The 13,656-nt window shown below is 58.1% G+C and carries 11 protein-coding genes; 4 read left to right on the top strand and 7 right to left on the bottom strand.

Annotation, left to right across the window (positions count from 1 at the left end):
- Positions 1 to 12: 12 nt before the first annotated feature.
- The 3 genes from QZ516_RS11870 to QZ516_RS11860 all read right to left on the bottom strand — a co-directional run bounded on the left by QZ516_RS11870 (position 13) and on the right by QZ516_RS11860 (position 5,750).
- Positions 13 to 942: a branched-chain amino acid transaminase gene (locus QZ516_RS11870; protein ID WP_297190093.1), complete on the bottom strand. Its 930-nt coding sequence runs from the start codon at positions 940 to 942 to the stop codon at positions 13 to 15.
- A gap of 53 nt (positions 943 to 995) precedes the next feature.
- Positions 996 to 3,899 (bottom strand): bifunctional [glutamate--ammonia ligase]-adenylyl-L-tyrosine phosphorylase/[glutamate--ammonia-ligase] adenylyltransferase, encoded by a 2,904-nt coding sequence (glnE, locus tag QZ516_RS11865; protein WP_297190090.1) that lies wholly within the window; start codon positions 3,897 to 3,899, stop codon positions 996 to 998.
- Between the two features lie 72 nt (positions 3,900 to 3,971).
- Positions 3,972 to 5,750, bottom strand: a complete 1,779-nt coding sequence (locus tag QZ516_RS11860) for a GspE/PulE family protein (protein WP_297190087.1) — start codon at positions 5,748 to 5,750, stop codon at positions 3,972 to 3,974.
- 210 nt (positions 5,751 to 5,960) lie between these two features.
- Here QZ516_RS11860 and QZ516_RS11855 point away from each other — a divergent pair, with 210 nt between their 5' ends.
- The 4 genes from QZ516_RS11855 (at position 5,961) to ilvD (ending at position 10,673) form a co-directional block, all read left to right on the top strand.
- Positions 5,961 to 6,200, top strand: coding sequence for a DUF6316 family protein (locus QZ516_RS11855; protein ID WP_297190085.1), 240 nt, complete (start codon positions 5,961 to 5,963; stop codon positions 6,198 to 6,200).
- Positions 6,201 to 6,294: 94 nt separating this feature from the next.
- A complete protein-coding gene (gene argE, locus QZ516_RS11850; RefSeq protein ID WP_297190212.1) occupies positions 6,295 to 7,422 on the top strand; it encodes an acetylornithine deacetylase in 1,128 nt (375 codons plus the stop codon).
- 30 nt (positions 7,423 to 7,452) lie between these two features.
- The gene (gene argA / locus QZ516_RS11845) at positions 7,453 to 8,760 is read left to right on the top strand and encodes an amino-acid N-acetyltransferase (RefSeq protein WP_297190082.1); all 1,308 of its coding nucleotides are present in this window, start codon (positions 7,453 to 7,455) and stop codon (positions 8,758 to 8,760) included.
- A 71-nt stretch (positions 8,761 to 8,831) separates the two neighbouring features.
- The gene (ilvD, locus tag QZ516_RS11840; protein ID WP_297190079.1) at positions 8,832 to 10,673 is read left to right on the top strand and encodes a dihydroxy-acid dehydratase; all 1,842 of its coding nucleotides are present in this window, start codon (positions 8,832 to 8,834) and stop codon (positions 10,671 to 10,673) included.
- Between the two features lie 78 nt (positions 10,674 to 10,751).
- Here ilvD and QZ516_RS11835 read toward each other — a convergent pair whose 3' ends face one another.
- Genes QZ516_RS11835 through QZ516_RS11820 form a run of 4 tightly spaced genes read right to left on the bottom strand, consistent with a single transcriptional unit; the run spans position 10,752 to position 13,653 of the window.
- Positions 10,752 to 12,104 (bottom strand): tetratricopeptide repeat protein, encoded by a 1,353-nt coding sequence (locus QZ516_RS11835; protein ID WP_297190075.1) that lies wholly within the window; start codon positions 12,102 to 12,104, stop codon positions 10,752 to 10,754.
- 3 nt (positions 12,105 to 12,107) lie between these two features.
- Complete coding sequence (locus tag QZ516_RS11830; protein ID WP_297190072.1) at positions 12,108 to 12,713, bottom strand: energy transducer TonB; 606 nt, start codon at positions 12,711 to 12,713, stop codon at positions 12,108 to 12,110.
- Positions 12,714 to 12,718: 5 nt separating this feature from the next.
- Positions 12,719 to 13,120, bottom strand: coding sequence for a biopolymer transporter ExbD (locus QZ516_RS11825; protein WP_272992678.1), 402 nt, complete (start codon positions 13,118 to 13,120; stop codon positions 12,719 to 12,721).
- 17 nt (positions 13,121 to 13,137) lie between these two features.
- A complete protein-coding gene (locus QZ516_RS11820; RefSeq protein WP_297190069.1) occupies positions 13,138 to 13,653 on the bottom strand; it encodes a MotA/TolQ/ExbB proton channel family protein in 516 nt (171 codons plus the stop codon).
- Positions 13,654 to 13,656 lie beyond the last annotated feature (3 nt).

The following is a 13,656-nucleotide window of genomic DNA, read 5'->3' as shown; positions in this document are numbered from 1 at the left end:
GCGGATCCGGGCTTACTGCCCCACCGGCGCAAGCCACTCCTGATGCTCGCCGCGAAGGCCGCGCACCAGATCAAAGTACTGTGACTGCAGCTGCCCGGTGATGGGACCCCGTGCGCCTTCACCAATGGTGCGGCCATCCAGCTCGCGGATGGGCAGCACCTCGGCCGCAGTGCCTGTGAAAAATGCTTCATCGGCAATATAAACCTCGTCGCGAGTGATCCGCTTTTCCACTACCCGGTAGCCGGCTTCCCCGGCCAGCTGCATGACTGTTTTTCGGGTAATACCGTCGAGGCAGGAGGTCAGTTCCGGTGTATAGAGCACATTGTCGCGAACAATGAAGACGTTCTCACCACTGCCCTCGGCGACATACCCTTCCGGGTCCAGCAACAAAGCCTCTTCACAACCACAATCCAGCGCTTCCCGCAGGGCCAGCATGGAATTGATGTAGTTGCCGTTGGCCTTGGCCTTGGTCATGGCAATGTTGACATGGTGGCGGGTGAAGGACGACGTGCGAATGCGGATACCCTTTTCCAGGGATTCCGGACTCATGTAGGAAGGCCAGGTCCAGGCAGCGACAATCACGTGGGTCTGCAGGGAATCAGCCCGCAACCCCATGCCTTCGGAGCCGAGAAAGGCCATCGGCCTCAGGTAGGCTTCGTGCAGATCGTTCTCCAGCACCACCTGTTTCTGCGCTGCATTCAGTTGATCCCTGTTGAAGGGCATCTTCATGCCCATGATCTTGGCGGAATTGAACAGTCGGTCCGTGTGATCCTTGAGCCTGAAAATAGCCGCGCCGCGATCCGGCGTCTGGTAGGCGCGCACCCCCTCGAAGACGCCCATGCCATAATGTAACGTGTGGGTCAGTACGTGAACCTTGGCTTCACGCCAGGGCACCATCTCACCATCAAACCAGATATAGCCATCGCGATCAGCAAATGACATGGGTGTCTCCTAAAAATTTAGACTGACCGAAAGAACCGCCGGTCAGAGGTTTATTATTCTCCGAGCAACCGATGCCAGAGTGCCACCACCTGTTGCCGTTGCGCCGCAAACTCTGTCGCACTGACGACAAGCTCCGCCTGTTGCAGCTGAAGTCGATGGCCGGCAGATCGGTAATTTTTGTAGGCGCTGGTCAAAATGTCCACCTCCTCAACTGACAGGACATCACTTTCCTCAAGGCATTCAAGGATACGGATGTTATCGCTCCAGCGAGTCAAATCGGGAATTTCATGGGACCAGGCCAAGACCGCAAATTGAACCATAAATTCGATGTCGACGATACCTCCCGGGTCCTGCTTCAGGTGGAATACCCGGTCCTGATCCGCTTTACCACTGGCGAGGTGTTTCTTCATTCTGCCGCGCATCTCGAGCACATCGGCTATCAGCTTGTCTCTTTGCCGCGGCAGCACCAGCACTCGGTGACGAATCTCGGCAAAAGCCCGGACCAGCTTTTCGGACCCGGCTACCGGCCTGGCGCGCACCAGCGCCTGGTGCTCCCAGGTCCAGGCTTCGCCCAACTGGTACTTTTCAAATGCTGCCAGGGAAGAGACCAGCATGCCGGAGCTACCGGACGGCCTCAGCCGCATATCCACTTCATAGAGGTCACCGGAGGACGTTTTGGCGGTGAGAATATGCACAATACGCTGCCCCAACCGGGCAAAAAAAGTCGCGCTGTCCAGCGGGTGTACGCCATCCGTGGCAGCGGCCGCATCGGCGTCGTGGAGGAATACCAGATCGAGATCGGAGCCGTGCCCCAGCTCAATGCCGCCGAGCTTGCCGTAACCGACAATCAAAAATCCCGCTGTTTCCCCCTCTGCCGTTTTCGGGTAACCATGCCGCTCCACCAGCTGGCTCCAGGCCAATTGCAGCACATGGCTCAGGATCGCCTCCGCCAGCCAGGTCAGATAATCGCTCACTTTCATCAAGGGCAATATTTCTTCCAGCTCACAGGCGGCCACCCGCAGGCTGTGTGACTGCTGAAAATAGCGCAGCACTTCCATCTGGGATTCCAGGTCATCGGTGGGCACCCGGAGCAATTGCTGGTGCAACTCGTCCTCAAGGGTTGATTTTTCCGGCAGCGAAAAAAGTGTTCGGCTGTCCAGCAACTCATCGAGAAGTGCCGGATAGCGGACCAGCTGGTCTGCCACCCACGAACTGCCGGAAAAGAGCTTGACGGTGCTTTGCAACGCCGCCGGGTTTTCCTTCAACAGCAACAGATAGGCGCTGCGGCGAGCAACGGCTTCTACCAGTTTGAGCACCCGCCCAAGGGTTTCGGTGGCATTATCCCATTGTCCGCAAATGCTGATCAGTTGGGGCATCAACCTGTCCAGCCGACTGCGGGTGTCATTGGCCATGGATTGCACCGACCGACTGCCGCGCACCGTGTTGATCATCTCCGCCGCCTTTTCCGGCAGATCGTAACCCATGGTCCCGAGCTCTTCGGGCATTAACTCATCGCCATCGACAGCCTGCCAAACCTGCTCCGCCAACGGGTGTTCCTCAGGCACATTCTCACCCCCATCACCCTGATGCTGTTCGGCAACCACGTCTTCAAACAGCTGGTGAATAAACTGGCGGTATTGGTCCAGCTGTTCCAGAAACTGATCCCAGCCTGCGCAGCCCATCAGATAAGCGACCCGGCATTGGCCGAGCTCATCAGCCGGTAATGACTGGGTCTGCTTGTCCTGCCACCCCTGCAGCACATGCTCCACATTGCGCAGAAACCGGTAACCCCGGTAGAGTCTTTCGGTATCTTCGAGCGGCAGCAATCCCTCCTGCCCCAACAGCTCCAGCACCTCTTTCAGCGGTGGCGTCTGGAACCGCCGGTCGCGGCCCCCGCGAATAATCTGGAAGGCCTGGGCGACAAATTCAACCTCGCGTATACCACCCGCACCGCGCTTGACATCACTCACCAAGCCCTTTCGCTGCACCTCCCTGTTGATCATCGCCTTCATCCCCCGCAGGGATTCAAAGGCACTGAAATCGAGGTACTTGCGGTAAGTAAAGGGTCGCAACATCGCCATCAGCCGACTGCCCGCCGCCCGATCACCGGCCACCACCCGCGCCTTGATCATGGCGTAGCGCTCCCAGTCCCGCCCCTGGGTCTGGTAGTACTCTTCCATGGCATCGAAATTGAGCACCAGCGCGCCACTCTGGCCGTAGGGCCGTAAACGCATATCCACACGGAAAACAAAGCCGTCGGCGGTGGGGGTATCGAGCGCCTTGACCAGCCACTGGCCGAGACGAATAAAAAACTCCTGATTGCTCAGACTGCGGCGGCCACCGCGGGTCTCGCCGGCTTCGGGGTAAGCAAAAATCAGATCGATGTCGGAAGACACGTTCAGCTCGCAGGCCCCCAGCTTGCCCATACCCAGAATCACCAGCTGCTGGGGCTCACCGCCTGCATCAACCGGAGTGCCCCATTCGGCGCACGCCAGGGGATACAGAAAATCCAGCGCACCCTGCAGGCAGGCTTCGGCCAGCCGGGACATATCCGCGGTGGTCTCCTCCAGCTCAGCTGATCGGGAGAGATCCCGCCAGATAATGCGCACCATTTCCCGCGTTCGGAACTGGCGCAACACCTTGAGAAGCTCAGCTTCACCGGCGACATCCCCGAGCCACAGGGCGAGGTGCTCTTTTAGCGCGGTATCGGAATAGCTGGCCTCGAGATCGCCGGATTCCACCAACTGCTGGAACAGGGTCGGCTGGCCGGCACAGGTGGCGGCAACGTATTCACTGCAGGCCCAGACCAGTGGCAGCTGTCGTACCATTGTCCCGCCCTCGAGTAACGAGGCCAGCCATTCTTGCTGCCCAGCGGTGGCCCGTCCCGTAAAGTAATTCCTGCGCAGCACCCATTGCTCCTGCAGGACTGACGGTAGTTCTTCGGGGCTTTTCAACATAACGCGACTTTCTCGATTCGACAGGATAATAGGGTTGGCATTGACACAGACATGGCAGCCATCGGGGATGGTCTATCCACCCGATTCAGGGGCCACGCGCATCACCTCTTCCACCGAGGTAGACCCCGCACCCACTTTCTGCGCACCACTGAGACGCAACGTTCTCATCCCCTCTTTCATGGCCTGCAGACGCAGTGCGGAAATATTGGTATCCGAGGTGATCAGTGGTTTGATGGTTTCCGTCAACGGCAGAATCTCGTAGAGACCCTGCCGCCCGAGATAACCGGTATTGCGGCACTCCAGACAACCTGCCGGGCGGTAGATGGTCGCCGGTGATTTGACTTTCCAGGGGCGCACCAGCGACTCCCAGTCTGCCGGATCAACGGTTACCGCCTCCTTGCAGTGCGGACAGAGTGTCCGCACCAGGCGCTGGGCCATAATACCGTTGACCGTCACCTTGATCAGGTGGGCGGGAATGCCCAGGTCCAGCAGTCGGGTGATCGCTGAGGGCGCATCATTGGTGTGCAGCGTTGACAACACAAGGTGTCCGGTGAGGGCGGCCTGGATCGCCATCTGCGCTGTCTCCAGGTCCCGGATTTCGCCCACCATGATGATATCCGGGTCCTGCCGCATCAGGGTTCGAATGCCCGCGGCGAAATCGAAGTCGATTTTATGCTGTACCTGACTCTGGTTGAAGCTGTCCTCGACCATCTCGATGGGGTCCTCGATGGTACTGACGTTCACATCCTCGGTGGCAAGTCGCTTGAGGGTGGAGTAAAGGGTGGTGGTTTTACCCGAGCCAGTGGGGCCGGTGACCAGCACGATGCCATGGGGCCGACCGGTCATGATCTCCCAGCGTTTCAGGTCATCGCCACTGAGCCCCAAATCGGTAAAGCTGCGCAGCAGCACATCGGGATCAAAAATCCGCATCACCAGCTTTTCGCCAAAAGCGGTGGGCAGGGTGGACAGACGCAGCTCTACTTCGCCACCCGCTGGCGTGACGGTCTTGACCCGACCGTCCTGGGGGCGGCGTTTTTCCGCTACGTTCATGCGGCCGAGAATTTTCAGACGACTGGTGACGGCGGTCATCACCTGATCGGGCAGATCATAGACCTGATGCAACACGCCATCGATGCGAAAGCGAATCCGGCCCTTGTCCCGCCGCGGCTCCAGATGAATATCACTGGCCCGCTGGTCGAAAGCATACTGCAGCAACCAGTCCACAATATTGATAATGTGCTGATCCTGGGCATCGGGATCCTTGAGGGAGCCGATCTGTAACAACTGCTCAAAATTCGTGACACCCGACCGTTTAGAGCCAGCAATGCCCTTCGCACCAAACACCGATTTGGCCAGCGAGTAGAATTCCACGGTGTACTTGGCCAGATCGACCGGATTGACCACCACCCGCCTGATGGTTTTGCGGCTGGTCTGTTCAAGGTTTGCCATCCACTCCGTGATGAAGGGTTGCATCGTCGCGATCAGCAATTCCGTATCGTTGACGCCAATACACAGAATACTGTGGCGGCGGGCAAACTGAAAAGACATGACCTCGGTGACCCTGGCAACATCAATCTGCAACGGGTCGATATGTGCCACTTCCAGGTCGGCCTTCTCTGCCAGCCAGCGGGTCAGAGTATCGATATTGAGCTGCTTGCCGGGTTTCGAGGGGTTGTCTGGACGCTGTCCTGCGATATAGGCCAGCGGATGCAGCAGTGCCTGCTCGCGGCTGCGCTGCGCCCCGGCGAGCATATTGGCATCGCTGCGCGACAACAGGCCATCGGCCACCAGATCGTTGAGCACATTGCCCAGGTCCAGTAGACGCTCCGGCATCTCAGCGGCTGATACCATAACATTTACCCGATTTATCCGATTCACAGATCAGAGTATGACGGCTGAGGGTTGTAGCGACAATGATCACCGCATGCATAGTACAAGTACGCACCGCCGAATCAGGTCACACAAAACATATTTGTTACCCAACCCGGGCTTTCCGGGGATAATTGACTCATACTTTCAATAGGGCATTGCCCCTGTTTTCGCTAGGTGAAGGAGTCTGTCATGACCATCAGGCACGGCGAGGAAAACGCCACCCACTTCCGCTCGGAACGCATCGAGTGTATGAACGGTTCCTGGTATTTTGCCGTCCGTGAGACCCATGGCATGCTCGGTCCTTTTCCCAGCAGGGAGGCCGCGCAAAAGGCGGCCTGTGCCTACATCAAGGATATAGAGAGCGGGCATTCCGACGTTGAGGCCCTATCCAATCTCCGTGTACTGATGAAAACCCTATCCAGCAAATAAACCACTCGTTCCACCTGTCATGCGCCACGAGCCTTTAGCTGGTCGCCTGATGGTGGCAATTGCTTTTTTACCCGCCGCCCGTACACTGCAGGCCATGCAAATTATGCCCATGCTGCAACAGCTGATTGCCACCCCTTCGATCAGCAGCGTCAACCCCGCCCTCGACCAGGGAAACCGGGCGGTGATTGAGTTGTTGGCAGGCTGGCTGGAAGATCTCGGTTTTACCGTGGAGATCATGCCCCTGCAGGATCCCCGCAAAGCCAATTTGATCGCCACGCTGGGCAGTGGTCCCGGCGGATTAGTGTTGGCGGGTCACACCGACACGGTGCCCTGCGATGAAGCCCGCTGGACACACAACCCCTTAAAATTGCTGGAGAAAGACCGGCGCCTCTACGGTCTCGGCACCTGTGACATGAAGGGGTTTTTTCCACTGGTCATTGAAGCCGCCAGACAGTTTTCCCGTCAAACACTTCAGCAGCCACTGATTGTGCTGGCAACTGCAGATGAAGAGTCCTCCATGTCCGGCGCATTGGCTCTGACCGCGGCGGGCAAACCCAGCGCCCGCTATGCCCTGATTGGCGAGCCCACTGGAATGAAACCCATCAATATGCACAAAGGCATCATGGTGGAAAAGCTGATCATAGAGGGCCGCTCCGGCCACTCCAGCGATCCCACCCTGGGACGCAATGCCATGGAAACCATGCACAGCGCGATGGGCGAGCTGCTGTCACTGCGGAATGAGCTGCGCGAAAAATATCATAACCCGATGTTCAGTGTCGGCTATCCAACCATGAATCTGGGCTGTATTCACGGCGGTAACAACCCCAATCGTATCTGTGGCCACTGCGAACTGGGCTTTGAAATCCGACTATTGCCGGGCATGGATACGGTGGCATTGCAGCAACAGATAAACGACCGCATCCTGCCCTTTCGGCAGCGTGACGGGGTCGCTATTTCACTGGAGCATTACAGTGTCCCCGCTTTTGACTCAGGCGCGGATTCCACTCTGGTGAAAATTTGTGAATCCCTGACCAATTACACCAGCGGGTCGGTGTCGTTTGCTACCGAAGCGCCCTACCTGAAAGAGCTGGGGATGGATGTGGTGGTACTTGGACCCGGCAGCGTCGAGCAGGCACATCAACCCGATGAATACCTGGCCATTGACCGAATACAGCCCACAGTTGATTTTCTGGTACAACTGATCGGTCGCTGCTGCTTATAATGATGACAGGATAATCTTCAGGCCAACGCTGTGTCCGACTACGTAAAATTTCTACGCGATACCTCCCCGTACATCAACACACACCGGGGGAAAACCTTTGTTCTTGCCCTGAGCGGCGAGGCCATTGCCCATGCCAATTTCATCAATATCGTCCATGACATCGCACTGCTGCACAGCCTCGGCATAAAGCTGGTGCTGGTGCACGGCGCCAGGCCGCAGATTGAGGAACGGCTGAAGGGCAATGCTATCAGCCCACAGTTTGACCAGTACACACGGATTACCGATTCGGCCACTATGGTCTGCGTCAAGGATGCCGTGGGCAGCGCGCGCATTTCCATCGAAGCCAAGCTCTCTACCGGTGCCACCAACTCGCCCATGCACGGCGCACGGATTCGGGTACTGGGTGGCAACCTGATCACCGCCAAACCACTGGGGGTTCGCGAGGGCATCGATTTCCATCACACCGGTGAAGTGAGGCGAATCGACCACAAGGCCATTCAGAGACAACTGGAAGACGAGGCCATCGTACTGCTGTCGCCGATTGGTTACTCACCTACCGGTGAAGCCTACAATCTCAATTATGAGGATATCGCCACCCAGGCCGCCGTCAGTATGGGGGCGGAAAAGCTGATCATTTTCAGCACGGGCGGCGGCGTAAAAACCCAACAGGGCGATCTGTTGAAGATGCTGTCGCTGAACGAGGTACCCCAATGCCTCAACGTGCTGAAGGACAATGTGCCACTGCAGCATGCCTTGATGGCCTGCTACCAGGCCTGCGAGAACGGGGTGCTAAGAGGACACATCATCAGCTATGAGGACAACGGCGCCCTGCTCACCGAACTGTTTACCCTCGAAGGTAGCGGTACGCTGGTGCTGAAAAACGGTCGGGAGGTGATTCGCCAGGCCACCATTGATGACGTGCGCGGACTGCTGGAACTCATCGAACCACTGGAGCAAAAAGGCATTCTGGTCAAGCGCTCCAGGGAATTGCTCGAAACAGAGATCTCCCGTTTTACTGTCATGCTCCATGCCGAGGGGATGCTGGTGGGTTGTGCTGCACTCTACCCGTTCAGGGACGGGGTGTCGGCGGAACTGGCCTGTGTGGTAACCCATCCCGATTTTCTCAATCGCGGGTTTGCCAGTCGCCTGCTCGCCCAACTGGAAACCCAGGCGGCCCTGCAGGGCATCAGGCAGTTATTCGTACTGACCACCCGGGCCAGCGACTGGTTCAAGGAAAAGGGCTTTGTAGACAGCTCGCTGGATGAATTGCCGGCCGAGCGCAAGTCCCTGTACAACTTCCAGCGCAACTCCCGGATATTCTGCAAGAATCTCGTATAACTGCTGATTACCCGGGCCGGTCTCTGCTATCCTTGGCGCCCTGTTTTGTTGAGGAAGAGAAGAGGCCAATCATGCCGGTATATCGCTCACACACCACCACCCAAGGCCGCAACATGTCTGGTGCCCGCGCCCTGTGGCGGGCCACCGGCATGAAAGATGGCGACTTTGACAAGCCGATCATCGCCGTTGCCAACTCCTTTACCCAGTTTGTGCCGGGGCATGTCCACCTGAAAGACATGGGCCAACTGGTCATCGGCGAGATCGAAAAAGCCGGCGGGGTGGGCAAGGAATTCAATACGATTGCCGTGGATGACGGCATCGCCATGGGCCACGACGGCATGCTCTACTCACTGCCTTCGCGGGATATTATCGCCGACTCGGTGGAATACATGGTGAATGCCCACTGTGCCGATGCACTGGTGTGTATTTCCAACTGTGACAAGATCACCCCCGGCATGCTGATGGCGGCGATGCGGCTCAATATACCGACCATTTTTGTCTCCGGCGGGCCCATGGAAGCCGGTAAAACCAAGCTTTCCGAGCATAAGCTGGACCTGGTGGATGCCATGGTGATTGCCGCTGATCCCGATGCCTCCGACGAAAAAGCCAATGAATATGAACGCTCCGCCTGCCCTACCTGCGGTTCCTGTTCGGGGATGTTTACGGCGAATTCGATGAACTGTCTCACCGAAGCACTGGGCTTGTCCCTGCCGGGCAATGGCACCACGCTGGCGACCCATGCAGACCGCCGCAGACTCTTTGAAGAAGCGGGTCGCCGCATCGTCTCAATGGCCCGGGAGTACTACGAAGAGGACCACCTGGCCGTGCTGCCCCGCTCCATTGCCAGCTTCGAGGCGTTTGAAAATGCCATGACCATGGACATCGCCATGGGTGGTTCCACCAATACCATTCTCCATCTCCTGGCCGCCGCCCAGGAAGCCAACGTGGACTTCACCATGGCCGACATCGACCGACTGTCGCGGAAAGTGCCACAACTCTGCAAGGTGGCGCCCAGTACCCCGCAATATCACGTCGAGGACGTACATCGCGCCGGTGGCGTGTTCGGCATTCTCGGCGAACTGGATCGCGCGGGACTGCTGCACACGGATGTCTCTACGGTTCACACACCGACCATGGCGGCGGCCTTAGCCAGCTGGGATATCATGCGCAACAATGACGAGGCGCTGACAAAATTCTTCAAGGCCGGCCCCGCCGGCATCCCCACCCAACAGGCCTTCAGCCAGGATACCCGCTGGGGCTCCCTGGATGCCGACCGCCAAAACGGCTGTATCCGCAGCCTTGAGCACGCCTTCAGTCTGGAGGGGGGGCTGGCCGTACTGTACGGCAATATCGCCCTGAACGGCTGTGTGGTGAAAACCTCCGGCGTGGATGACTCAATTCTGGTTTTCTCCGGCCCGGCCCATATTTGCGAAAGCCAGGACCAGGCGGTCGAGGATATTCTCAACGACCGGGTCAAAGCTGGCGATGTGGTCATTATTCGCTATGAGGGACCCCGCGGCGGCCCGGGTATGCAGGAGATGCTCTACCCCACCAGCTATCTCAAGTCGAAAGGGCTGGGCAAGGACTGCGCACTGATCACCGACGGGCGTTTTTCGGGAGGGACCTCCGGCCTGTCCATCGGCCACGTCTCACCTGAAGCCGCCGCCGGCGGCGCCATCGGCCTGGTCAGGAATGGCGATATCATTGAAATTGATATCCCCGGGCGCACCATCAACGTAGCGCTCAGCGATCAGCAACTGGCGGAGCGCCGTGTCGAACAGGATGACCTGGGCTGGCATCCAGTGGAAAAACGGCCTCGCCGGGTATCTGCTGCACTGCAGGCTTATGCCGCACTGGCGACCAGCGCCGACCGCGGCGCCGTGCGTGATCTGAATCTGATCACCATCAAATAGCCACGGGCGACCGCTATAAAAAAACCGGCCAACATGGCCGGTTTTTTTAATCTGATAGATTAGTGATGTGTACAAGCCCTAAGTCGCTTGGCAACCCGCGATATCCGCATCCATCTCCATGAGTTTTTCTCTGCGGGCCGCCTCGCTGCGAACATATTGCAACCACTGCCGGGCAGTTTTACGGACATTTTGATCCGCTGTCGCCGCCTCAAATACTGGCTCTGCCTCCCGATAACAGTTCAGGTTGACCAGTGCCGCGCCGAGGGTGAGACGCGTCAGGGCCGGACGGGACAGGTCGCCTTTGCGCAGGGCATTGCGCGCCTCCCGAACGGCGGCCGAATTATCGTTGGCATCCAGATAGGCAGACGCCAACCGGGAAGCAATTGCCCCGCTATCCGACAGATTCGCCGCCCGCTGCAACACCGGCAACGCCTTGTCAGTCTCGCGTGCCAGCTGCCAGGCGCCACCCAAGGTCTCCAGGTTCTTTGCCGTCGGTTCAATGACACCACTGTTCATGCCTTCATCGAGAATCCTGGCGGCCCGAAAAGGTACCTCGGCACCCAGATAGAGATACGCCAGGGACAGCAACTGCCGCTGATCGTTTAATTGTCGCTGCAAATGCAGCAGGTCCATCACGGCAAGCTGATCGCCACTCCGCTCAAGCTGACCAAAAATCCCGCCCAGCTGCTGCCAGTAGCGGGTGCTGGGATAGTGCGTCACCAGCTGCTTGAGCACCGCTATCACTTTCTGATACTCGCCCCGCTCGTAGAAAAGTACACGCTGCAGGGACCACCAGCTCTCTTTCGGTATTTTTCCACCGGACAGGGCCTCCGCCACGATCTGGTTAACCAGACGCAGGGATTCGTCCTGACGCTTGAGGTAGTAATACGCTTGAGCCAGCAACATACGTCCATCACTGCCCGGCTCCGGGGCTTCCGCCAGCCAGGTTTCCAGCTGCCGGGCAGCCCGGCCATAATCCTCCTGCATGAAATACAGCTGGGCCACGGTATAGCGGGTAGCCACTTTCTGCCGATCGTCCACCTCTGGCTCGGCGAGCATTTTCAGGTAGTTATCGATAGCGCGGGGATACTGCTCCAGAGAATAGTGGCTATAGCCCAGCAAATTGTAGATTTGTGATTTTTCATAACTGGAACTGCAGGGCCGGTCCAGCAGACCGCCCAGCTGTTCAATCAATTCACTGAGTTGGGCCAGGGACGGGGCACTGTCGCCTTGCAACACCGCCTGAAGGGGCTCCAGTTGATTAGCGCAGGCCTGCCCAACCGCCTGTCTCTGGCGGGTCTTGGTGTCCTGATACTGTCTCTGTTCGGCGGCCTCCTCGGAGACTGCCCAGGGCTGCAAGGGCCCCAACACCAGCACCACCAGCAGCCACCAACGACTCAACCCCATCCGCTGTTGCAATAATAGCTTCATCACCTACCTGGCAATCTGGAAAGAAAATTTATACAACACACCCGGCACCTCTTCTGCCTTGCCATCGATAACCCGGGGCTTGTATTTAAGTTTTTCTGCCGCTCTCAGGGCATATTTCCCAAAACCTTTATTGGCCGGCGATTCTTCGAGCAGTCTGACATCCCGCACACTGCCGGTAACCGTGATAACCACTTCCACCACTGCATAACCCTCCACACCCTGCCGCAGGGCCATGGGTGGATAATCGGGCTGGGGCACATAGACGGGAATGTAATCCGAATCGCGGGTAAATGAGCCACCGAGCCCCACCTGCAGCCCCTCCATTGAAGGCGTCATCATATCGACGGTGCCCTTTGGCGTCTCAACATTGACCTGGAGGTCGGGCATCGGGGGTGGCGGACGCTCGGCTTCCCGGGGTTTTTCCGGTCGGACTACCTTGCGCTGCTCCTCAATGGTTCGTTGCGGTTGCCAGATATCCGCTATTTTGCGCAATGACCTGTCCGGCTCAGCCCCACCCGAGGATGTGATGAGCCCATGCATGCCCAGCAACAGTGCCAACGTCATGATCAACCCGAGAACTGCCGCCAGTGCATACCGCATCAACACCATGGGTTTCAGGGACTCCGGGTGGAAACGGAGACGTTATCTATCCCGGCCGAGCGCGCTGCATCAGCCACCTGGGACAGGGTTGCCATGGCCGCCCGGCCATCTGCCTGGATCACCAGGCCTCCGTGGGGGTTTTCAGTGCGCAGACGCAGAATATGCAGACGCAAGTTGCCTGGATCCACCTTTTGCTGGTCGATCCAGATACTGTCATCCTGACCAACTGCTACCAGAATGGCGGGTGTTTGCCCGGCACCGGTGACCGCGACCGCACGGTCCACATCAATACCGGGTTCGCGAATAAACGTGGCTGTGACAATAAAAAAAATCAGCATGATAAAAACCACGTCAAGCATGGGGGTCAGATCAATCGACTGGGGGGGATCCGGCTGGCGGTAAATTCTGTCACGCATCGTCGTCACTCACCGCCTCAGTGGTCCATGGTCAGATGGTCGGCCAGCAGCAATCGCTCCCGCTCGGCCACGCGACGCAAATAGGTATTGGCAAAAACCCCGGACAGCGCTGCCACCATACCGGCCATGGTGGGAATAGTGGCCTGGGAGACACCTGCGGCCATGGCGCGGGCATCACCACCGCCACTGAGGGATAACACCTGGAACACACCGATCATACCGGTCACCGTCCCCAGCAGCCCCAGCAGAGGAGCGACGGTCATCAGTGCCCGAATCAGTGACAGGTTACGATTGAGCTTCAGCGCCACCCGGGAGATCAATGCCTCCCGGATCTGGTGTGCCCTCACCGAATGTCGCTCTGCGCGGGCCTCCCAATAATCAAGCACCGCGCGGATGTCATTCCTGAGCACCGTGCGAAAATACCAGACCCGCTCGAAAATCAGGGTCCACATCACCAGCAGCAACAGCGCTATGACCAGCAGGACAGGTCCACCGGCATCGAGAAACTTGCCAATATCTTCCAACAGCAACACGGT

Source organism: uncultured Porticoccus sp. (genome assembly GCF_913061305.1).
Lineage (GTDB): Bacteria > Pseudomonadota > Gammaproteobacteria > Pseudomonadales > Porticoccaceae > Porticoccus.
The sequence above is the reverse complement of the archived record's forward strand: the minus strand, read 5'-3'. Positions and strand labels throughout refer to the sequence as shown.

Coding starts and splice junctions, on each gene's coding strand:
- ilvD (WP_297190079.1), top strand. CDS start 8,832: ATGCCGGTATATCGCTCACACACCACCACCCAAGGCCGCAACATGTCT.
- glnE (WP_297190090.1), bottom strand. CDS start 3,899: ATGTTGAAAAGCCCCGAAGAACTACCGTCAGTCCTGCAGGAGCAATGG.
- QZ516_RS11860 (WP_297190087.1), bottom strand. CDS start 5,750: ATGGTATCAGCCGCTGAGATGCCGGAGCGTCTACTGGACCTGGGCAAT.
- QZ516_RS11870 (WP_297190093.1), bottom strand. CDS start 942: ATGTCATTTGCTGATCGCGATGGCTATATCTGGTTTGATGGTGAGATG.
- QZ516_RS11830 (WP_297190072.1), bottom strand. CDS start 12,713: ATGGTGTTGATGCGGTATGCACTGGCGGCAGTTCTCGGGTTGATCATG.
- QZ516_RS11825 (WP_272992678.1), bottom strand. CDS start 13,120: ATGCGTGACAGAATTTACCGCCAGCCGGATCCCCCCCAGTCGATTGAT.
- argE (WP_297190212.1), top strand. CDS start 6,295: ATGCAAATTATGCCCATGCTGCAACAGCTGATTGCCACCCCTTCGATC.
- QZ516_RS11835 (WP_297190075.1), bottom strand. CDS start 12,104: ATGAAGCTATTATTGCAACAGCGGATGGGGTTGAGTCGTTGGTGGCTG.
- QZ516_RS11855 (WP_297190085.1), top strand. CDS start 5,961: ATGACCATCAGGCACGGCGAGGAAAACGCCACCCACTTCCGCTCGGAA.